Annotated in this window: 21 protein-coding genes, 3 tRNA genes and 1 other annotated feature; of the genes, 7 read left to right on the top strand and 17 right to left on the bottom strand. The window is 33.4% G+C overall.

Annotated features, from left to right (window positions below; translation table 11 throughout):
• Positions 1-259: 259 nt before the first annotated feature.
• The 4 genes from ACHAJD_RS08135 to ACHAJD_RS08120 all read right to left on the bottom strand — a co-directional run bounded on the left by ACHAJD_RS08135 (position 260) and on the right by ACHAJD_RS08120 (position 1,472).
• Positions 260-334, bottom strand: a tRNA-Cys gene (locus ACHAJD_RS08135).
• 55 nt (positions 335-389) lie between these two features.
• A complete protein-coding gene (locus ACHAJD_RS08130) occupies positions 390-1,046 on the bottom strand; it encodes a YqaA family protein (protein ID WP_435585365.1) in 657 nt (218 codons plus the stop codon).
• Positions 1,047-1,313: 267 nt separating this feature from the next.
• A tRNA-Pro gene (locus ACHAJD_RS08125) sits at positions 1,314-1,390 on the bottom strand.
• 5 nt (positions 1,391-1,395) lie between these two features.
• Positions 1,396-1,472 (bottom strand) — tRNA-Arg (locus ACHAJD_RS08120).
• Positions 1,473-1,676: 204 nt separating this feature from the next.
• Between ACHAJD_RS08120 and ACHAJD_RS08115 the strand changes: the two genes are divergently transcribed.
• Positions 1,677-2,408, top strand: a complete 732-nt coding sequence (locus ACHAJD_RS08115; RefSeq protein WP_435585364.1) for a hypothetical protein — start codon at positions 1,677-1,679, stop codon at positions 2,406-2,408.
• Positions 2,409-2,431: 23 nt separating this feature from the next.
• Here the strand turns inward: ACHAJD_RS08115 and ACHAJD_RS08110 are convergent, their stop codons facing one another.
• Both ACHAJD_RS08110 and ACHAJD_RS08105 read right to left on the bottom strand, forming a co-directional pair.
• Positions 2,432-3,211 carry an alpha/beta hydrolase gene (locus ACHAJD_RS08110; protein WP_435585363.1) on the bottom strand — a complete coding sequence of 260 codons (780 nt, stop codon included), beginning with the start codon at positions 3,209-3,211 and terminating at the stop codon, positions 2,432-2,434.
• Positions 3,212-3,266: 55 nt separating this feature from the next.
• On the bottom strand, positions 3,267-4,541 hold the full coding sequence (locus tag ACHAJD_RS08105) for a uracil-xanthine permease family protein (protein WP_435585362.1): 1,275 nt from the start codon (positions 4,539-4,541) through the stop codon (positions 3,267-3,269).
• A gap of 292 nt (positions 4,542-4,833) precedes the next feature.
• Between ACHAJD_RS08105 and ACHAJD_RS08100 the strand changes: the two genes are divergently transcribed.
• Positions 4,834-5,445, top strand: a complete 612-nt coding sequence (locus ACHAJD_RS08100) for a superoxide dismutase (RefSeq protein WP_435585361.1) — start codon at positions 4,834-4,836, stop codon at positions 5,443-5,445.
• 25 nt (positions 5,446-5,470) lie between these two features.
• On the opposite strand, the gene ACHAJD_RS08095 is transcribed toward ACHAJD_RS08100, so the two are convergent.
• Positions 5,471-5,869 carry a DUF2188 domain-containing protein gene (locus ACHAJD_RS08095; protein WP_435585360.1) on the bottom strand — a complete coding sequence of 133 codons (399 nt, stop codon included), beginning with the start codon at positions 5,867-5,869 and terminating at the stop codon, positions 5,471-5,473.
• A gap of 137 nt (positions 5,870-6,006) precedes the next feature.
• On the opposite strand from ACHAJD_RS08095, the gene ACHAJD_RS08090 reads away from it, so the two are divergent.
• Together ACHAJD_RS08090 and ACHAJD_RS08085 are read left to right on the top strand one after the other, a co-directional pair.
• Positions 6,007-6,384, top strand: a complete 378-nt coding sequence (locus tag ACHAJD_RS08090; RefSeq protein ID WP_435585359.1) for a RidA family protein — start codon at positions 6,007-6,009, stop codon at positions 6,382-6,384.
• Positions 6,385-6,407: 23 nt separating this feature from the next.
• Positions 6,408-6,833 (top strand): hypothetical protein, encoded by a 426-nt coding sequence (locus ACHAJD_RS08085; RefSeq protein WP_435585358.1) that lies wholly within the window; start codon positions 6,408-6,410, stop codon positions 6,831-6,833.
• Between the two features lie 16 nt (positions 6,834-6,849).
• On the opposite strand, the gene ACHAJD_RS08080 is transcribed toward ACHAJD_RS08085, so the two are convergent.
• The 8 genes from ACHAJD_RS08080 to ACHAJD_RS08045 all read right to left on the bottom strand — a co-directional run bounded on the left by ACHAJD_RS08080 (position 6,850) and on the right by ACHAJD_RS08045 (position 14,575).
• Positions 6,850-8,925: a bacterial Ig-like domain-containing protein gene (locus ACHAJD_RS08080; RefSeq protein WP_435585357.1), complete on the bottom strand. Its 2,076-nt coding sequence runs from the start codon at positions 8,923-8,925 to the stop codon at positions 6,850-6,852.
• Positions 8,926-9,207: 282 nt separating this feature from the next.
• A complete protein-coding gene (locus ACHAJD_RS08075) occupies positions 9,208-10,290 on the bottom strand; it encodes an NADH:ubiquinone reductase (Na(+)-transporting) subunit F (RefSeq protein WP_435585356.1) in 1,083 nt (360 codons plus the stop codon).
• An 11-nt stretch (positions 10,291-10,301) separates the two neighbouring features.
• Positions 10,302-10,883: an Rnf-Nqr domain containing protein gene (locus tag ACHAJD_RS08070; RefSeq protein WP_435585355.1), complete on the bottom strand. Its 582-nt coding sequence runs from the start codon at positions 10,881-10,883 to the stop codon at positions 10,302-10,304.
• Between the two features lie 24 nt (positions 10,884-10,907).
• On the bottom strand, positions 10,908-11,540 hold the full coding sequence (gene rsxE / locus ACHAJD_RS08065) for an electron transport complex subunit RsxE (RefSeq protein ID WP_435585354.1): 633 nt from the start codon (positions 11,538-11,540) through the stop codon (positions 10,908-10,910).
• 11 nt (positions 11,541-11,551) lie between these two features.
• A complete protein-coding gene (locus ACHAJD_RS08060) occupies positions 11,552-12,136 on the bottom strand; it encodes an FMN-binding protein (RefSeq protein WP_435585353.1) in 585 nt (194 codons plus the stop codon).
• Positions 12,133-13,062 (bottom strand): RnfABCDGE type electron transport complex subunit D, encoded by a 930-nt coding sequence (locus ACHAJD_RS08055; protein WP_435585352.1) that lies wholly within the window; start codon positions 13,060-13,062, stop codon positions 12,133-12,135. Before ACHAJD_RS08055 ends, ACHAJD_RS08060 begins: the two co-directional genes overlap by 4 nt.
• 235 nt (positions 13,063-13,297) lie before the next feature.
• Positions 13,298-13,924 (bottom strand): uridine kinase, encoded by a 627-nt coding sequence (gene udk / locus ACHAJD_RS08050; RefSeq protein WP_435585351.1) that lies wholly within the window; start codon positions 13,922-13,924, stop codon positions 13,298-13,300.
• A 105-nt stretch (positions 13,925-14,029) separates the two neighbouring features.
• Positions 14,030-14,575 carry an NADPH-dependent FMN reductase gene (locus tag ACHAJD_RS08045; RefSeq protein WP_435585350.1) on the bottom strand — a complete coding sequence of 182 codons (546 nt, stop codon included), beginning with the start codon at positions 14,573-14,575 and terminating at the stop codon, positions 14,030-14,032.
• A gap of 307 nt (positions 14,576-14,882) precedes the next feature.
• On the opposite strand from ACHAJD_RS08045, the gene aroF reads away from it, so the two are divergent.
• From aroF to ACHAJD_RS08030, 3 genes are read left to right on the top strand one after another with little or no spacing between them, the layout of a single operon-like run.
• Positions 14,883-15,899, top strand: a complete 1,017-nt coding sequence (gene aroF, locus ACHAJD_RS08040) for a 3-deoxy-7-phosphoheptulonate synthase (protein WP_435585349.1) — start codon at positions 14,883-14,885, stop codon at positions 15,897-15,899.
• Positions 15,899-16,723, top strand: a complete 825-nt coding sequence (locus tag ACHAJD_RS08035) for a prephenate dehydrogenase (RefSeq protein WP_435585348.1) — start codon at positions 15,899-15,901, stop codon at positions 16,721-16,723. The genes aroF and ACHAJD_RS08035 overlap by 1 nt, the downstream gene beginning before the upstream one ends.
• Positions 16,724-16,734: 11 nt before the next feature.
• Complete coding sequence (locus ACHAJD_RS08030; RefSeq protein WP_435585347.1) at positions 16,735-17,721, top strand: chorismate synthase; 987 nt, start codon at positions 16,735-16,737, stop codon at positions 17,719-17,721.
• 42 nt (positions 17,722-17,763) lie between these two features.
• Here the strand turns inward: ACHAJD_RS08030 and trpB are convergent, their stop codons facing one another.
• Positions 17,764-18,936 carry a tryptophan synthase subunit beta gene (gene trpB / locus ACHAJD_RS08025; RefSeq protein ID WP_435585346.1) on the bottom strand — a complete coding sequence of 391 codons (1,173 nt, stop codon included), beginning with the start codon at positions 18,934-18,936 and terminating at the stop codon, positions 17,764-17,766.
• 74 nt (positions 18,937-19,010) lie between these two features.
• Positions 19,011-19,240, bottom strand: a binding site (T-box leader).
• Between the two features lie 78 nt (positions 19,241-19,318).
• On the bottom strand, positions 19,319-19,894 hold the full coding sequence (locus ACHAJD_RS08020) for a CDP-alcohol phosphatidyltransferase family protein (protein ID WP_435585345.1): 576 nt from the start codon (positions 19,892-19,894) through the stop codon (positions 19,319-19,321).
• Positions 19,895-20,002: the final 108 nt, after the last annotated feature.

Below are 20,002 nucleotides of genomic sequence, written 5' to 3'. Positions count from 1 at the left end.
AAATGATGGTCTTTTTCTTACTTTTTAGACAAAGTTCAAATCCCCTCGGGTCCTCAAAAAACCCCCATTTTTGGCAAAAGTTCAAATCCCTTCTCGAGAAAGCATATTTTCCACTATATGTAAGCATTAAAAAAGGGTAAAACCAATGAAAATTCACTGATTTTACCCTAAAATATACGAAAAGTTGCTTTATATAAAACCGCCTTTAACGTCTCTATTAAAACGTTAAACGATAAAAAGCAACTTGGTATAATCAACCTGGAGGTCCCGACCGGATTCGAACCGGTGATCACGGAGTTGCAGTCCATTGCCTTAGCCACTTGGCTACGGGACCCTGAATTTTGACGCTATTATATATTACACACAATTAAGGCTTTTGTCAATATATCCTAGGCGTTTTCTTCCGTTGTTTCAGTCCCGTCATTAGCACGGTTTTCAAAGTACTCTAATAACTTTCTTTGTCCATACATCATAAACACTGAAAGAGGTAATGCAATAAGAATTAGTATGAGTACAAGCATAAGTGGGCTAACCCCAGTAAAACGATGGAAAATATAGGTTGTTATAAAAAAACGTGTCCCACGTGAAAAGAATACAGCTACTGCGTATTGTTTGAATTTCATTCGTGCGATTGCTGCGGTGAATATGATTATGAAAAACGGTAACGGGGTCATTGAGAAAATAAATATTGCCCAAACACCATAACGTGTGAAGAGTTTTTGCGCTCTTAATTGTTGCTCTTTTTTTAGAACTCTATTGTAAAATTTACTATCTTCTTTTGCCATAAAAAAGTAAACAATAATTGAACCAACTACGTTGGCAACGGTTGCGATTAAAGCAATTCTCCACCAAGGTTTCCCACCCGTGTGAATTAGTGTAACAAAAAAGACCTCTACACCCGCAATAGGTGTAATGGTTTCAATCACTGAATATATAAAAAGACCGTACTCTCCAAAGTTCTCCCAAAACGTTCTAAACGCTTCGTACAAACGGCCTATAAAATCAAGAATATTAGGTTCAACTGTTGTTAAGAAAAATAACGGCATGCCTTCACCCCATTCAGGCCCAAATATCCACTTTAAGCTTTTATAATTATATCATATTACCGACCGATTAACAATTTAAAACGCTAACAATTATGATTAATTAGCGCACTGTTATTCATGAATAAAGACATAAAAACAAAATCTCCATCTTCATTGCTTACGTTTAAATAGTCAAGGTATATTAGTTTAGACTAATAAAAGTAACTTTTAGACAAAAAGTCCTATGTAAATTAAAAAAGCTCCGCTAGAAGCTTTTGTTTTTAAATATGGTCGGGAAGACAGGATTCGAACCTGCGACCTCCTGGTCCCAAACCAGGCGCTCTACCAAGCTAAGCTACTTCCCGACATGTGGCGCGCCCAAGAGGAGTCGAACCCCTAACCTTTTGATCCGTAGTCAAACGCTCTATCCAATTGAGCTATGGGCGCAGTCATGTATTTTTTAGCAGCAAAAAGATTATAACATAGTATGAAATGCATTTCAATAGTTATTTAAGCCTTTTATATCATACCAAATACTGTCCAACTATGCAAGCGGTTTAATCTATTTTTTATTGATTATTTTGCCGCATTAGATAGCCTACAAAATCAAAGTATGATACAATATATTCGTATATTTAAAGGAGGATTTATATGAGTTATTTCTTAGGTTTATTAAGCTTTATTTTAATCATTCCATTTTGGTTAATTGTAAAGCACTACGGCAGACAAATCCATAAAAATGAAAATATTTATTATATCTTTATTGGAACGTTCGCATTTATTTTGAGTGTATGGGCAATTTTGATTCAAATTAATTCTAGTTTTCCTGAATTTAAAGTGGCTTATCCAGTAGTTTACGCAATATTCTTTCAAGGTCATATTCCGTTTGCATTTTATATTTTGGTTATGTTCGCAGGCGCATTAAAGCCTAAAACAAAACCGAAAATTGCTTTAATGATGGTAAGACGTGAACTTGCAATATTTGGATTTTTATTATTGATACCTCATATGTTGCTATTAATTGTTACAGCTTTGACTAATTATAACCCAACGGGCACTATTACATTCATCTTAATGATTCCACTATTTATCACCTCATTTACTAAGATTAAAAAGAAAATGAAACCTATTAAGTGGAAAAAGCTTCACAAGTGGGCTTATCCTATCTACGCTATCATTTATTTACATGTCGCATCCATTACTATAATATTTAACATCATCCGTTACAACGACGGTACGCACGGTTTAAATGACTATGTATTCGGTTATGTTCGATTTGGACTATACACACTCATTTTTGGTATTTATACTTACTTAAAGTTTAAAAACTATATTTTAGTCAAAAAACCAGCTCCAAAACAAATAATTAACAAAAGCACATAAAAAAAGCGGATATCCGCTTTTTTTTATTCTGAAAATAAAAATCTTAATATATTCGGTAACCTTGCAGCCCAATCACTTTCGTGATGCTTTCCACCTGCAATGAGCTCAAAATATAAATCGAACTGATCAAGTTTTTTTGCAAGCATCTCATAAATTACTGTATTCGTAACAATGTAATCTGCAGAGTCTCCGCCACCTACTTCATCATCACCTGTATCCATATAAAGTTTCTTAACATGACTTAAATCCGTTTCTTTAACTAACGTTTTCAATGCTTCAAATGATACAAAATAAGAGCCTGAAACACACCCAAATCTTGTGAATGTATCTTTGTATTTACAGGCTGCATATAAACTGATTACAGCACCCATTGAACTCCCCATAATCGCAGTATGAATCGGTTCTTTTTTAGTACGATAAGTCTGATCAATCTCTGGCTTTAAAACATATGCCAAATAATCTAGATATAGTTGACCTTTTCCACCAGGTGTGGAACCGAATTCTTCAAACACATTAATTTCAAAAGGATAAGGCCCATACTCATTCAAACGTTCTAAGCCTTGTGCACACTCTAAGCCTACCACAATGATTTTAGGAAGATCTAAGTGCGTCCTATAAGCTTCTAACATACCCCAAGTAGTCCCTGCATAACTATCTTCTTCAAAAAACACATTATGACCGTCATGCATATAAAGAACAGGATAATGTTCATCACTATCTTGATAATCATCTGGTAAACCTATATAGAGTTTTGCTTTACGGTTTAGTTCGGTAATAAAAATTTCTTTTTTAATGACATTCATAAAAAACACCTACTCTCTTTATCATTATATCAAAGAAAGTAGGTGGTTTCATTATTTACTTTGCAGCAACTGCTAATTCTTCTTTTTTCTTTGGTTCTGGTAAGATTAAGTTTAAGATAATCCCAGCCACAGCAGCTAAACTCATTCCTTGTAAACTTACAGCGTCATTTAATGGAATCGCTGCGCCACCAAGTCCGATGACTAATATCGTTGCAACAATAATTAAGTTTCTAATATTTGATAAATCAACTTTTGCTTTCACTAATACTTTAACCCCATTTGAGGCAATTAATCCGTATAAAATAATCGTCATTCCACCAATAACTGCCCATGGAATACTATTTACAAATGCTTGAACATACCCGAAAAACCCTAACACAATCGCAATCATTGCTGCAACACCTGTTACATAAACACTTGCAACTCTTGTCATGGCTACAACGCCGGTATTTTCACCGTATGTTGTATTTGCAGGTCCACCGATCATGGCTGATACCATCGTTGCAATACCATCACCAAGTAACGTTTTATCTAATCCTGGATCACTTATGAAATCTTTTCCGGTAACCTCACCTAAAACGGTATGGTCACCAATATGTTCTGCAATCGTAACAAACGCGATTGGTAAAAACATAATCACTGCAGTAAAATCTAGTGCATAAGTTCCAAAGAATGTGAAATCAGGAACTTGAAGGAAACGATACCCAGCGAATGCTTCTTGTAGATTGACTACGCCAATTACAACACTGAATACATACCCAACTGCGATTGCAATTAAGAATGGTACAATTTTTAAAAACCCTTTTGCAAAAATGCTAATGCCTACTACTGTACTAAATGTAACTAATGCAACAACTGGAATTTGCCATCCACTTGCTCCGTCTAATCCAGCACTACTAATCGCTACGCCAGCTAACCCAAGACCAATGATGATGATAACAGGTCCGATTACTACCGGTGGTAATAAATGTTTGATCCATCCGCTACCTGTAAAGCGAATGATAAAAGATACAATCACATAAATTAATCCGACAAACATTAAACCGATATAAGCACTGCCAAATCCGTTTACACTCCCTGCAACTGCAATGGCTGCAATGTATGCAAAACTACTGCCTAAATAAACCGGTACTTTTCCTTTTGTACATGCAATATAAATCAATGTTCCTACACCACTTGCTACTAATGCAACCCCAATTGACAATCCTGTTAAAATTGGTACTAATACTGTTGCACCAAACATCGCAAATACGTGCTGTAAACTTAATACTAGCCAGGTTGTTATACTACTAGGTTTGTCTCTTACATCTAAAATCATTTTTTCTTCCATTTTCTTTCTCCTTTTTATTTTTTTTCAAAAAAAAATTCTAAGTCGAAAGACATAGAAAAGGAATTTTAACATATATATTGCCTCGGCAATATGTTTCCTTACTAGTCTCTCTGGACTACCTTAAAGGTTTTCTAATAGCATGTTATCATACTATAAAAAAACATGCAAGAGATAATTAAAAATCTTAACAATTTTCTCTTTTTAATAACCGTTAATTTATGCATTTTAATTGAAAAACTTATAAAAAAGTGTTTAACTATAGATGTAGAAATAAAGGGAGGAATATTATATTATGAAACATGAATTACCTAAACTAAATTATAGTTATGATGCATTAGAGCCACATATCGATGCAATGACCATGGAGATTCACCATTCACGTCATCACAATGCGTATATTACGAAATATGTTGATGCACTTGGTAAATACCCTGAATTATTAGAAAAAGATGTTGAAGACGTATTACGTAATTTAAATGACGTACCATCAGATGTTAAACAAGCTGTGATAAATAATGGTGGCGGTTATTTTAACCACACATTATTTTGGGAAATTTTATCACCAAATAGTAAAGGAAAACCTGAAGGCGCTTTAGCTAAAGCAATCGACAGTGATCTTGGTGGGTTAAGTAAATTCCAAGACACGTTTAACAAAGCAGCAGCAACACGCTTTGGTAGTGGATGGGCATGGCTTATCGTAACTAGTGATAACAAACTTAAAGTTACCTCTACTGCAAATCAAGATGTTCCATTCTCAGAAGGTACACCTATATTAGGTTTAGATGTATGGGAACATGCTTATTACTTAAAATACCAAAACAAACGTCCAGATTATATTAGTGCATTCTGGAATGTTGTTAATTGGGAAAAAGTTGAAGCATTATATTCAAAAGCAATTAAATAATAGAAAAAGGCTATTTAGCCTTTTTTTATTTAGTATAGTTTTGTTTACGAATAGATCCATCAACTTTATGAATAACAACGGTACTATCTGCTTGTTCTGCTAAGCCTTCTGCATACGTAATTGCCTCAGATTGTGTTTTAAAAAATTTAATTGTTTTTTCTGAACCTTCTTTACGAACACGCCATTCTTTATAATGCTCACTTTTATCATCTTTACTTTGTGAGACATGATATTTTTGTGTCTTTTTTTCTGTGTTTACTTTTTCATTGTTAGTTTCTACTGGAAGCACACCTTCAATTAATTGTTTATAATCGACAGTTTTACTTTGTGAATCTTTTACATGTTTATTCTCGTTTTCTTTTACTGGTAAAGTTTTCACTTGTTTTTGATCTTTTTTTCCAAACAGTCTTTTAAAAAATCCCATGTTATTACCTCCTAATATTCTTGGACTACTTAATTATACAAGAATACAGAAATAAACCTACATATACCGCTAATTTTCATATTTATTGCATTTCACCAGTCAATTTAATGTTATAATATTTTAAAGGAGGTATTACAATGAAAAAAATCGCAACAGATAAAGCACCAAAAGCAGTCGGCGCATATAGTCAAGGGGTGCTTGTAAATGATACACTTTATGTATCTGGCCAAATTCCTTTTGTACCTGAAACTATGACTGTTATCTCAGAAAGCATAAAAGATCAAACCAAACAAAGTTTACAAAACGTCTTAGCCATCGTTGAAGCTGCTGGGTTAAAAAAAGAAAACATAGTTCGTTGTGGCGTATTCATGACTAATTTAGCTGAGTTTCAAGCCATGAACGAAGTTTATGAATCCTTCTTTGGAGATCACAAACCAGCACGCGCTGCCGTTGAAGTAAGGGGTCTACCAAAAAACGTTCAAATTGAGATCGATGCTATTGCAGTAAAGGAATAAAACGTTAAGGAGGACTATTTACTATGCACACCATGAAACATGATTCTAAGTTATTAACAACAATAGGATTAATTTTTGAGGGTTTACTTGTTTTGCTTTCAATTGTAATAACATTAGTCTTGCTCATCCTACCTACCCAATTTTTTTATGAAGCTTTTTTAACAGATTTTCCAGCTTATAATCACGATGCATTAATTATATTAACTATATGGCGTGCAATTTTTGCAGTCATTACTATAGTAGGCATAATCCTATTTATTGTAAATTTTATTTTATTTACTAAACTAATGAAAAATGAAGTGCGTTTTGAAACCGCATCGGTTATTTATACCTATCAATTAATCATTGGTATTATTTATTTATTTGGGAACACGTTAGTTGGCATATTATATCTTGTCAGTTCATTATTTGGTAAACGTACATTAAACGAAGAAAAATTCCAGCGCTAACTGGAATTTTTTTTATTTAATAGGGTTCATAACCAATAACGGTTATCCCTTGATGCATCATATGTTGATCACCATCTGCTTCAACTAATACAATGGATGCATTTTCTAAGTAGATAAAGAGCGCTTCTACTTCTTTGAGGTCCCCTGTAAACTCATAAATACCTGGTGCTACATATGTAATGACAAACTGATCTGCAATATTCTCAAAATTTTCATCTTGAAGAAAAAGTTCTTCCATATTCAAGGCTATATCATAATCGAGTATTAACGTAAAGCCATCATCACTTAAATCTGTTACATACCCTTGAATTGGTTTTAAAACACCCCAATAAGAAATCATTTGTAAATAACCGTCTGAAGACTCACCATCTCCGTAAGCTCTTACTAACAAGTAATGCCCTATATCTGCATCTGTAGTAATATAAACAAAATCATTAGCGCCATCTATCAAAATAAGTTCAAAGGTCATTGGGTTTACTCTATACCACTGAATCAATAATGAATCAGCTACAGATTCACCGTCTTCTAAAGAAATCGCCCCAACACTAAACTCTAGTCCTCTTCCTACAAACGGTACCATGATATCACTAATATAAACACTTTCATCAAGTCCCCAGTAGTTAAAGAAGGTATCAAAACCTGTATACCCTGTTTCAACAACATTAGTGACATAACCATCATATTCTCCGCCTACAACTCTTAATCTTAAGGTGTGCGACTCAAAAATAGGTATACTGAAATTATCATACTCTAAAATAACTGGTTCATCATAGATTAAATAGTTCACCCATAATCCTTCGTTATTTAAGACTTCTAAAACATAATAATCTGCCCCAATCATAAACGGATCTGGAAAACTGCCTTCGACATAAGTTGTTGGCGTATTCATATAATTAGATTGGTATAAACGTGATATGTATAATCCTGGAATTATGTTTTCAACTGTCTCAAAAGGTGAATATGTATAGATTCCATTAACCGCTGGTGGGAATGGATACGCTGAATAATCTTTATGCACTGTGATTGATAAACTCACTTCAACACTTGAGTATCTAATAGCTATTACGTTATCATCAGTAGTAAGACTTTCTAATGGATACTCAAAATCTTCTATGATTGCTTCATAACCACTATTATAAATGGCTTTAACAATCAAACCATCCGGTTCAAATAAATCGCCTTCTACATAAGTTTGCTTAAGTGGGTATTGTTCAATGTGTAATTCGACGATATATATGTCCATTACAGTTATAGCCAGCTCAGTAAACAATGGTCCAACTATAATTTTAATGACATTATCATCAAGATTAAACACATCTATATCCCAGGTATATTCCGTAATAATAACTGATGTTCCGTTATTATAATGCCCTTTAACAATCAATCCTGTTTGATCAAATGTTTCATGTACGTAATAAGACACTTTATCAGGATTTTGATCAATCGATATACTAGTCATTACAACTTCTTCTACTGTAATATCAATCGTTACAGTTTTCGTTTGGTAAGTAATTGTTATAAACTCAGTACCGACGCTTAACGGTTCAGAAGTGTAGGTATAACTAGTTACAGGTGACACTATCCCGTTATTATAATGCGCATTAATTACCAAACCTTCTGGATTAAATACATCCCCTTCATAATACGTTAACTGATCTGGATTCGTCATTATACTGATTGACGTGAGTATAACTGGTGTAACCGTTATATCAACGCTAATTGAGTGTGTGTCATATTGGATTACAACTGAAGTATTACTTGCGGTTAACGGGGTTTGTGAATAGGTATAGTTTGTGGTAATTATTTCTGCACCATTACTGTAATGCACCTTTACAACCATGCCCGTTGGATCGAATGTTTCACCTTCAAAATACTCGGTTTTTAATGGTGGGTCGACAATTTCTAACGCATTAATATCAACAGCTAAAACCGTTACCTCAAACGAGGTTGTATGAGATTTTTCATCAACAACATACCTAATTTCAACCGTTTTAACCCCTGGTTCATCTGTATTGACAGGATCAATCATGGTTTCTGTTACATCAACCAGATAAGAATTAATTGGATCGCCAGTATGCACACGTATTTGCATCCCTTCGTAAGAAAATGTGTCTCCAACAAAAAGCGTTGTATTTTAGGCTGGGGTTTCAATGGATATGTGTGTAACTATTGCAGCCGCTTTCTTTGCATCATCGCATCCGATTAAAATCATGGATACTAATAGACTAAAAAAAATTAAAAAACTTTTTTTCAAACTTATCAACTCCTTTAAGTTAAGGGGAGCATCAAGCATTAATTATAGTAACCCTTTGACTTCATATTATCACTTAGATTTTATTTATACAATAAAAAAACAGCGCTTTTTAAGCGCTGTTTAACTGAATTTATCGTAGAACACTTGTTTATCAGGAATATCATGTTTTTTTAATACTTTAATACACGCATCAATCATACCTGGTGATCCACATAAATATGCTTCTGCTTCGTTTAAATCTCCAGTTAAGCGATCTACTACATCTGTAATAAGTCCAACCTCGCCCTTCCAATCATCGCCTTGATCAGGTTCTGATAAAGCTGGAATATATTCAAAGTTTGGGAACTCTTCAGCTAATTTCATAAATTCTTCTGTATAATATAAATCACGAACAGCTTTAGCCCCAAAGAAATATTTAACTTTTCTAGGCATCCCTTGGTCTCTTAGGTAGTATAAAATTGAACGAATCGGTGCCTTGCCAGATCCCCCAGCGATGCAAATCATATCTCTATTTGAATCTTCTTGTAAGAAGAAATCACCATAAGGTCCTGTCACAATTACTTTATCTCCAACTTCTAATGCTTTATGCACAAATGTTGTCGCTTTTCCTTTTGGAACCATGCGAATAATAAACTCAATCATATCTGTATGTTTTGGATGAGATGCAATTGAATAGGCACGTATAACTTCTATTCCAGGCACTTTTAGCTGTGCATACTGACCAGGTTTAAACTCCATAGTTTTTGGGTTTATAAGTTTTAAACGTACTAATTTTGTATCGTAAGTTAAGTCTTCAACCTTATCAACCAACGTTTTATATTCTTGTGCATTTAACATCGATTCAGGAATTTCGATTTTCATTTGATCACGTACTTTTACCTGACATGACAAGCGAATATTATTTTCACGTTCACTTTTGCTTAAGAAAGGATCCTCAGTAGGCTTGATTTCTCCGCCACCTTCAGTAACTTTACATTTACATAATCCACAAGTGGCTTTTCCACCACATGCTGATGGAATAAATATTTTATTGCGTGATAAAACATTTAAAACCGTATCATCTCCTTGGACAGGAATGTTGGTTTTATTATTGATAATTAGCGCTTTTTCTCCTTTACCACCTAATAACACATCTGCTAAGATTAACAACAAGGTTATTGCCAGTAAAACACCAAGTAGTACTATAGGTATAAAAAAATTCATCTCTTCGCCTCCTAAATAAAGCTTAATCCAGTAAATCCAATAAAGGCTAACGATAAGATACCAAGAATAATGAAGACTATTCCTTTTCCTGCTAATCCTTTAGGCACATCACTGACTTTAACTATTTTTTCTCTAATTCCTGCAACAAGTACAATTGCTAAGAACCATCCTACAGCTGATCCAAAGCCAAACACTGCAGTTTCAGTAAAAGTGTACTGTCTATTTACAAAGAATAATGAGACGGCTAATACCACACAGTTAACCGTGATTAGCGGTAAGAAAATACCGAATGCATTATAAAGTGCTGGAATAAATTTTTCTAAAAACATTTCTACGAATTGCACTGTTGCAGCAATTGTAATAATGAATACTAATAAATTAAGTGATTCTGTTCCGGTTGTTTTTAAAATAACATAAATTGGATAATTAATAATTGAAGTTAAGGTAACAACAAATATTACTGCAAGTCCCATCCCTTTAGCGTTTTTAACATTAGTGGATATAGCAATTAAAGGACACATCCCTAAAATTAAAGCAAGGGCAATATTGTTACTTAATATTGAATTAAAGAATAATTCTACTAAATGAGCCATATTTCTCTTCCTCTCCTAAAAGGGTCACATTTGTGCCGTATCAAAATTTTGTGTAAGTTCTCTTAATAACCAAATAAGTAAGGCTACTATAAAGAACCCACCTGGTGCCATTGCCATGATTACCCATGTTGTAAACGTATCAGGCATAACTTGATAATTGAGTAACGTACCAAATGCTAAAATTTCACGGATACCACCAACAATAATTAAAACAAATGTATAACCCATACCACTAGCAAAACCATCTACTAAGGTATAACGGACAGGATTTTTAACCGCAAAGGCTTCCGCACGTCCCATAACAATACAGTTTGTGATAATCAATCCAACATATGCCCCAAGTGCTGCGGCAATAATTGGGAAATAAGCTTGTAAGAACCATTGAACAATAATAACAAATGATGAAATAATAACCATATAAGTAACCATTCTTAATTTAGAAGGAATAAAGTTACGAATAAGTGATACAGTTGCAGAACTTGCCATAATAACAAACGTTACACCAAGTCCCATCGCAATCGCATTGTCAACACGGTTAGTTACTGCAAGTGCAGAACATATCCCTAAAACTGAAATAAGAATAGGGTTATTAGTTGTAAGGCCATCTTTTATAATGTTATACGATTTTGTATAACGTAATCTAAAAAATCTTTTCATATGTGTTCCCCCTATTCGTTATAGCTGTTCCAAGCATCTAAATGCTCAGAATATGCTGAATTTAATATGTCTTCAAATGCATTAGAAGTACGTGTTGCCCCTGTGATTGAATCAACTTCATTTTCATTACTCATATCCGCATCTTTACTGATTATGAGTTCGGGATTCATTACTTTACCAACAAATTTTGCTAAATACTGTGGTTCTGCAACCACACCACCAAGACCTGGAGTTTCTTCTTGCTGTAAAATTTTAATGGCTTTAATGGTTTCAAAATCATCTTCTAGAGTTAATATACCAATAATTGGTCCCCAAACACCCTCACCTGAAAATTGAATGCTTACTCTTCCGGTTTCGATATGGATATACAGGATAAGATCTTCATATTCAAAAATTTCAATTTCTTCATCAAAACGCTCATTGACATTTCCCGCTGTAAAACTTACATCATTTGAATCTAAAATTGCTGTTTTAATAGCTGCTTCTTGATTCGCAATGATACGCGCTTCAGTTAAAATATTAACACTCATCAAAAGCCCAGACGTAAATAATCCGAGAACTGAAACAAATATAATCATTTTTACATAGGCATTCATGCAGCTGCCTCCTCTTCTTTAATCGCTTTATTATAGTGATTATCTATTAGTGGTGTAACAGCATTCATGATGATAATAGCAAATAAAATTCCCTCAGGGAATGTTCCAAAATTTCTTATAACAATAGTAATTACTGCGATTCCAAACCCGTAAATATACTTTCCTCTATTATTAGTAGGGGTTGTTGCAGGGTCTGGTGCAACAAAGAAAGCACTAAATAATAATGCCCCAACAAATAATGATAAAACAGGATCTCTAAAATTATCTGGAGAAATTAAATAGCCAACGCCAGTAATCGCAAAGAATGAAACTAAAATAGAAACCGGTACTCGCCAATCAATTACTTTCATAGCAATCAAGAATAATCCTAACAAGATTATTCCTGCTCTAAAAGTTTCACCAATTAAACCAGCAGTGTTTCCGAGTAACAACTCTATAAACGTATTATCCCCAATAGATTGTGTAAAATTTAAACGAATTAATGGTGTTTGTGTTTCAATAATCCCTGTAATAGGATTTAACCACTGGGTGTTCATAGGCGCTGGAAACGCAACTATAACAAATAAAATCCCAACTAACGCTGGATTAAATACATATTGCCCAGTTCCACCAAAAATAGATTTTCCAAAAAACGTTCCAAATGCGGCGGCTATTACTGGTAACCATATCGGTACAGATACCGGTACTAACAATGCAACTAGCATTGGTGTAACCATCCATCCTTTATCGAGTGGGCGTTTTCTAAAGTGTGCAAATGCAAGTTCTACAACAATACTAGCCGCATAAGATACCGCTGCTATCGCTAAAACTTTTACACCAAAAATATAGGTTGCATATAGCAATAAGATTCCTAATGTTGCTGTAAAGATAAGTAGTTTTTTTTGAGAACCATTTGTCTTTTGCCTTTCAGCATTATTTTGTGTCATAATGTCCCTACTTTCTATATCTGTATAATTAAATTTTACTATGATACTAAACACATTTGCAATGTTTATCACGTTGTTTTCATTATAGCATATTTATACGTTGATTATTCGTAATTATTATAAATTATATAGGCTAAAAAATCAGTTGAAACGATAATTTAATTTTGAAGCTAAACTAACTCGCATACATAATAAAAAACACTTAAGTCATATTGACATTAAGTGTTTACTATCATTAGCCTTTGCTATCAATTAAATACTGTTTTATTTTCGTTACTATTAAATCAACTGCAATGTCGTGTTTACGGTCATTAGGAATAATAACATCTGCATAACGTTTCGTAGGTTTAATGTATTTATGATACATTGGTTTTACGGTTGACTCATACTGAGAAATAATACTATCTAGTGTTCTGCCACGTTCATCCATATCACGTAACATACGACGTATAAATCGTGTATCATCATCAAGTTCAACGAATAAGTTCATATCTGATAAATCTCTTATTTTTGCATTTTCTAAGATTAAAATCCCCTCTACTATCATGATGCGTTTAGGTGATATTTTCTCACATTGTTCACTTCTAGTATGCAATACAAAGTCGTAAATTGGTTTATCTACAGATTCTCCTTTTAAAAGTGCACTCAAATGGGCGTGTAATAAATTATTATCAAGTGAACTTGGATGGTCATAGTTCATTTTATAGCGTTCTTCTAAAGCCATATCAGACTGATCATGATAATAATCATCATGCTTAATAATTAATACATCCTCGATGCCGGCTTTATCTAAGATTTCTTGAACTACAGTACTTTTGCCAGATGCTGATCCACCAGCAACCAAAAACAGTAATGGTTTCATTGAATGCTCCTTTCAATACTTATAATCGTAAAGATTATACAATAAAAAACATATTCTTTAAAGGTAAAATAAAAAAGATGACTACGTTATAGCCATCTGTTTTCGCTATTTTCTAAGTGGTTTTAACGCTTTGCTCCATGCATTAACTTGATTTAATAATACATCGACATTTTTGCTATGAACATCAAGAGGTTGAAATTTACCATCATCAAAATCATTAAATGTAGACAATACAATATGTGTTCTTACATCTGCAATTTGAAGCTCGGCGCATATACCACGTAAATGTTCTGCTGCTCTTGCACCGCCTGCAGATCCATAACTTACAATACCTGCAGCTTTATTTATCCAACCATCTCTAACTGAATCTAGCGCATTTTTTAGCGCACCACTAATACTGTGATTATATTCGCATACAACAAAAATAAACCCATCTAAAGATTCTATTTTCTTATTAAATTTAGAAACATTTTCAGATTGTCCCTCTGTTCCTAAAAATGGTAAATTAAAACTTTTTATATCAATAATTTCATAGTTAGCATCTTTATTTTTACTTGCTAACTCCAAAACCCATTTGCCTACTTGAGGACTTACTCTACCTGTTCTAGTTGATCCTAATATTATGCCAATATTAAGTAATTCATTACTCATTATAATACCTCCTATTTTTAATTACTTTTCGTAAGTTATTATATATTATATAGTAACTTATTAAAAGTTATTTGCAATAAAAACGTTTTCTACTTGTTATATATTTATTAGTATGCTAATATTATGGAAAATTGTAGGTGATTTCTATGCGTTTACTATTAAATAACTCATATTATTATGGTAACTTAAAATGAAGGATTGCACAACTGGCATTCCTTTTTACGCATTGGGAGCCGAAAATAGATAAGTAAAAGTCTTACGGATCACCCGTAAGGCTTTTTTTATTACAAAAAAAGGAGAATGTAAAATGATTGTAAAAATGAATAAAACTGCAACATTAAACGATTACCAAACGCTTGTTAAATTCTTAAAAGACAAAGGTTTTGAAGTCCGTGATGTCAGTAGTGAACATGTAAGAATATTTGGCGTTATTGGAGATACAGCAAGTATTGAACCAAGAGATTTGTATGCTTTTGAAGGTGTGGGTGAAGTCATAAGAATTCAAACCCCTTTCAAAAAAGCAAGTCGTTCGTTTAAACCGCATAATACGGTTATAAAAATAAACGATTCCATTGAAATCGGTGGTGAGAAGACTGTGGTAATGGCGGGCCCTTGTTCTGTAGAATCTTACGAGCAATTAAAAATCATTGCACAAAGTGTAAAGGCATCGGGTTCTAATATTTTAAGAGGTGGCGCATTTAAACCGCGTACAAGTCCTTATTCTTTCCAAGGATTAGGGGTTGAAGGTTTAAAAATTTTAAGACAAGTAGCTGATGAACTTGATATGGCTGTAGTCAGTGAAATTCCTAGTGTTGATTTGCTTCCTGAATTTGAAACGTATGTAGATATCATTCAAGTAGGGGCTAGAAATATGCAAAATTTTCATCTATTAAAAGCCTTAGGTCAATCATCTAAACCAATTTTATTAAAACGAGGGCTATCATCGACCATTGAAGAATGGTTAATGAGTGCTGAGTATATTCTTAATGGTGGAAATGAACAGGTTATTTTATGTGAACGTGGGATTCGTACATTTGAAACATTCACGAGAAACACTTTAGATATAAGTTCAGTTTTAGCTGTGAAAGAATTATCCCATCTTCCTGTCATCATAGATCCATCACATGCTGCTGGACGCTGGCAAATGATTGAGAAGTTATCACTGGCTTCATTAGCCGTTGGTGCTGATGGACTGATTATAGAAGTCCATCATAAACCCGAAGAAGCATTAAGCGATGGTGCCCAGTCACTTAAGCCTCAAAAATTTACACATTTAATGGATGCCCTACAACAAATAGCCAGCGCACTTGGTAAGGAGATTTAATGAAAATCTTTATTGTAGGTCTTGGTTTAATGGGCGCTTCTTATGCATTAGCTCTCAGTCAAAAAAATCACGAAGTTTATGGGTTTGACCATGATGCAATAACACTAAGTAAGGCACTTAATGATAAAATTATCAAAAGTGCTGATTTAAAGAAACTAGAAACAGCTGAGTTGATTATTCTTGCACTTTATCCTAAAGCAACTGTAGAGTTTGTTCAAAATAACTTTCACCATTTTAATAAGAATGCTTTATTAACCGATTTATGTGGGACAAAATTATCCCTAATTGCTTCTTTAGATGATCTATTACCTAACCACATTCGTTTCACTTCACACCACCCAATGGCAGGGCGTGCTAAAGGTGGTTATGATAATAAAAATATTGAAATGTTCGAACAAAGCAATTTTATTATTGTTAAAACTCCAAGAACTACTGATAATGATATTGAAGTTTTAACATATATTGCGAATGAATTAAAATTTGAAAAACCCACGCTTATATCCGCTTTAGAACATGATGAAGCGATTGCTTTTACAAGTCAGTTAACCCATATATTGGCAGTTTCATTAATGAACGCCAATAATATGGATAATCTAAACAGTCTAACTGGAGATTCATTTAAAGATTTAACACGTATTGCAGATATAAATGTTAACATGTGGAGTGAACTTTTTTTAGAATCAAAATCAACATTAGTTCCCGTTATCGATACATTTATTAGTGTTATATCACAAATTAAAGATGCGATTGCAAATGACCAATTAGACCTATTGCATGAACAGTTAAATAATGCAAAAATGAAAAAACACTATTTAGACCAATAGAGGTGATATCATTGAATCAATTTGGTACCTTATTTAAAATTATGTTATATGGCGAATCCCATCAACAAGCTATTGGTGTTGTTATAGATGGCTTACCACCAGGAATAACTATTAATTATGATTTAATAAAAAGCGATCTCATTAAACGTAATCCCAAACTTATTGGGACAACCCCAAGAAAAGAACCTGATGATTTTAAAATAACTTCAGGGATATTTAATAATGTTACAACCGGTTCACCTGTTCATGTAATGATAGAAAATCAATCAATTATTTCAAAAGATTACGATAATATTAAAAAACATCCAAGACCAGGTCATGCTGATTTAGTCGCAAATCATAAATATAAAGGATTTCATGATTACCGTGGTGGTGGCCGTTTTTCAGGACGGTTAACTGCTCCAATTGTTATTGCAGGATCTATTGCGAAAATGTTTTTACCTTATAATTTTTCTCATGAACTTATTCAGGTGGGTTCATTAAAAGATATGGCACAACTAGATAGTTACTTAGAGATGATTCAAGAAAAGCAAGACTCAGTTGGTGGCATAATTCAAGTTAAGGTTAAAGGCTTACCTATTGGCTTAGGTGAACCTATGTTTGAAAAATTAGAGTCGAAAATCTCGCAAATGTTGTTTTCGATTCCAGCTGTAAAAGGGGTTTCTTTTGGAACTAGTTTTGAAGGGATTGAACTTTTAGGAAGTGCTTTTAACGATCTTGTTGAAGATGATACTGGTAAAACACGCACAAATCATAGTGGTGGCATCTCTGGTGGCATTTCTAATGGAAACGACTTAATTATCAAGGTATTTATAAAACCTACATCAAGCATTAAAAAGACTCAAGAAACTTACTCGTTTCAAACCGCTCAAGTGAGTGAACTTAAAATTGAAGGTAGACACGATGTTTGTATTGCAAGAAGAGCTGGTATTGTCTTAGAAAATGCAACAGCCATCGTCTTAGCTGATATGTTTTTATTAAACAAAGTTTATGCTTAAAAAAAGCCCATATCTTCAAAAGATATGGGCTTTTTCATTTAGCTATTGATTCTTTTTATATGCATAAATTGCTTCAACATCTTTATCACCACGTCCAGATAAATTTATAATAATAATTTTATCTTTATCAAGTGTTGGCGCTAATTTAATAACTTCTGCGATTGCATGAGAAGATTCTATTGCTGGAATAATCCCTTCTGTTTTAGATAGCATATATAAGGCTTCAACAGCTTCATCATCAGTTACACTAACATAACGAACTCTTCCTATATCCTGTAAATAGGCATGTTCCGGTCCGACACCAGGATAGTCTAGACCTGCAGATATACTATAAACAGGACTAATAGTACCATCTTCTTCTTGAACAACTCTTGTATTCATTCCGTGAATAATTCCTTCTTTACCTAAAGTCATTGTTGCAGCGTGATCTTTAGTATGAAGACCTCTACCCGCAGCTTCTACACCAATTATTTTAACGGTTTCATCTTCTAAAAATTCTTGAAAAAGGCCAATCGCATTACTACCCCCACCTACACATGCAACAATGTAATCAGGTAGTCTTTCTTCTTGCACTAATATTTGTGCCTTAGCTTCTTGACCGATTACTTTTTGAAAATAACGAACAATGGTTGGATAAGGGTGTGGGCCTACTGCACTACCCAAAAGATAAAAGGTGTCTTCAATACGATCAACCCATTGCATAATTGCATAATCAACAGCGTCTGTTAAAGTTTTAGTTCCTTGATTAACACCGGTAACTTTAGCACCTAACATTTCCATTCTAAAGACATTTAATCGTTGCCTTTCCATATCAATTGTTCCTTGGAATATTTCACACTCCATATTAAACATTGCGGCTGCAGTTGCAGTAGCTACACCGTGTTGACCAGCACCGGTTTCTGCAATGATTTTCTTTTTACCCATTCTTTTAGCAAGTAATATTTGACCGATGGTATTATTGATTTTGTGTGCGCCGGTATGGTTTAAATCTTCTCTTTTTAGATAGATTTTTGCTCCCCCTAACTTCTCAGTTAAATTACTAGCAAAGTAAAGCGGATTTTCTCTTCCTACATATTGCTTTAAGTAATATTCATATTCTGCAATAAATGTAGGATCTTTAATTGCTGCATTAAATGCTTCTTCTACTTCTTTTAATGCATTTACTACTGGTGGTGGAACAAATTGCCCACCAAAGCGACCATATTCTGTTTTCATGATCTTTCCTCCTTTTTTTTAGAGGTATCCATAGTATCGGTGACATAAAAAAAGTCCTCCACACTAATAAAAGTGTAGAGGACGATATTCACAATCGTGGTGCCACCTCATATTTCGCTAAAAAAGCGCTCAATACAGTACTATCATACCGATGACTCTGTAACGGGAGTACCCGTGATTTCCTACTTTATTCAGAAATCCTCTCATAGATCCATTCAATTATTAAAATGATTGTTAATTTCCACCGACCATTAACTCTCTATAAACATTTCGATAATCTACTAATTCTACTCAACGATTTGTTTTATATTAATATTTATCGAAGGAAATGTCAAATTAAAATGATGCAATTATTAAAAAAAGCCTTTTCATAAAGGCTTTTTTAATGCTTAGACTGTTTTTGCTCATTTATTAGTGAAAAAATTGATTTCGTATCAGGGTTAACTTGACCAAATTTAATAAATATAATTATCTCTTCAATAAACCCAATCATAAATATGATTAGTATAATTGTTAAATATAATGATGTATCCATAAAAAACGATAAAATTACCATTAAGTAAACATTTACTGCGTTAAAACGAAGTAATGTAGTATGCATCATAATTGGTTTACCACATTTAATTAAAGAAACAAGAAATGATGCAAAATATACTATAAAAGCAATCCCTAAAATAATTAAGTTCGCATCTAATACATGTGGGAATAATTCATATAAAAACCAAACGATAGAAATATAAAAGAAAATATCAGCTAATGAATCAAGCATCTTTCCAAGGTCTGATACATAATTAAACTTTCTTGCGATATAACCGTCAAATGCGTCCGTTGATCCTATGAGGATAAATGCAATAAGAAATGCTATCCGTAAATCAAGTAATACAAAAAGATAAAGTAGTGGTAAAAATAGTACACGCGAAAAAGTTAAAATATTCGCAGGATTAAGTTTATTAGCCATTTTTAAAATCACCTTTACGTTATTTTACCCATCCTTCTTACATGAAATATATTATATGCTATAAATTAATTTTTGTATACTTTATAAGAAAAAAAAGCTTGAAAAATC

It is taken from the genome of Liberiplasma polymorphum (assembly GCF_043951795.1).
Taxonomy (GTDB): domain Bacteria; phylum Bacillota_I; class Bacilli_A; order Izemoplasmatales; family Izemoplasmataceae; genus Liberiplasma; species Liberiplasma polymorphum.
This window is presented reverse-complemented; position numbering and strand designations above follow the sequence as displayed.

Excerpts from the sequence above, each read along its gene's own strand:
- ACHAJD_RS08130 (WP_435585365.1), bottom strand. The coding sequence starts at position 1,046 with ATGCCGTTATTTTTCTTAACAACAGTTGAACCTAATATTCTTGATTTT.
- ACHAJD_RS08115 (WP_435585364.1), top strand. The coding sequence starts at position 1,677 with ATGAGTTATTTCTTAGGTTTATTAAGCTTTATTTTAATCATTCCATTT.
- ACHAJD_RS08110 (WP_435585363.1), bottom strand. The coding sequence starts at position 3,211 with ATGAATGTCATTAAAAAAGAAATTTTTATTACCGAACTAAACCGTAAA.
- ACHAJD_RS08105 (WP_435585362.1), bottom strand. The coding sequence starts at position 4,541 with ATGGAAGAAAAAATGATTTTAGATGTAAGAGACAAACCTAGTAGTATA.
- ACHAJD_RS08100 (WP_435585361.1), top strand. The coding sequence starts at position 4,834 with ATGAAACATGAATTACCTAAACTAAATTATAGTTATGATGCATTAGAG.
- ACHAJD_RS08095 (WP_435585360.1), bottom strand. The coding sequence starts at position 5,869 with ATGGGATTTTTTAAAAGACTGTTTGGAAAAAAAGATCAAAAACAAGTG.
- ACHAJD_RS08090 (WP_435585359.1), top strand. The coding sequence starts at position 6,007 with ATGAAAAAAATCGCAACAGATAAAGCACCAAAAGCAGTCGGCGCATAT.
- ACHAJD_RS08085 (WP_435585358.1), top strand. The coding sequence starts at position 6,408 with ATGCACACCATGAAACATGATTCTAAGTTATTAACAACAATAGGATTA.
- ACHAJD_RS08080 (WP_435585357.1), bottom strand. The coding sequence starts at position 8,925 with ATGCAAATACGTGTGCATACTGGCGATCCAATTAATTCTTATCTGGTT.
- ACHAJD_RS08075 (WP_435585356.1), bottom strand. The coding sequence starts at position 10,290 with ATGAATTTTTTTATACCTATAGTACTACTTGGTGTTTTACTGGCAATA.
- ACHAJD_RS08070 (WP_435585355.1), bottom strand. The coding sequence starts at position 10,883 with ATGGCTCATTTAGTAGAATTATTCTTTAATTCAATATTAAGTAACAAT.
- rsxE (WP_435585354.1), bottom strand. The coding sequence starts at position 11,540 with ATGAAAAGATTTTTTAGATTACGTTATACAAAATCGTATAACATTATA.
- ACHAJD_RS08060 (WP_435585353.1), bottom strand. The coding sequence starts at position 12,136 with ATGAATGCCTATGTAAAAATGATTATATTTGTTTCAGTTCTCGGATTA.
- ACHAJD_RS08055 (WP_435585352.1), bottom strand. The coding sequence starts at position 13,062 with ATGACACAAAATAATGCTGAAAGGCAAAAGACAAATGGTTCTCAAAAA.
- udk (WP_435585351.1), bottom strand. The coding sequence starts at position 13,924 with ATGAAACCATTACTGTTTTTGGTTGCTGGTGGATCAGCATCTGGCAAA.
- ACHAJD_RS08045 (WP_435585350.1), bottom strand. The coding sequence starts at position 14,575 with ATGAGTAATGAATTACTTAATATTGGCATAATATTAGGATCAACTAGA.
- aroF (WP_435585349.1), top strand. The coding sequence starts at position 14,883 with ATGATTGTAAAAATGAATAAAACTGCAACATTAAACGATTACCAAACG.
- ACHAJD_RS08035 (WP_435585348.1), top strand. The coding sequence starts at position 15,899 with ATGAAAATCTTTATTGTAGGTCTTGGTTTAATGGGCGCTTCTTATGCA.
- trpB (WP_435585346.1), bottom strand. The coding sequence starts at position 18,936 with ATGAAAACAGAATATGGTCGCTTTGGTGGGCAATTTGTTCCACCACCA.
- ACHAJD_RS08020 (WP_435585345.1), bottom strand. The coding sequence starts at position 19,894 with ATGGCTAATAAACTTAATCCTGCGAATATTTTAACTTTTTCGCGTGTA.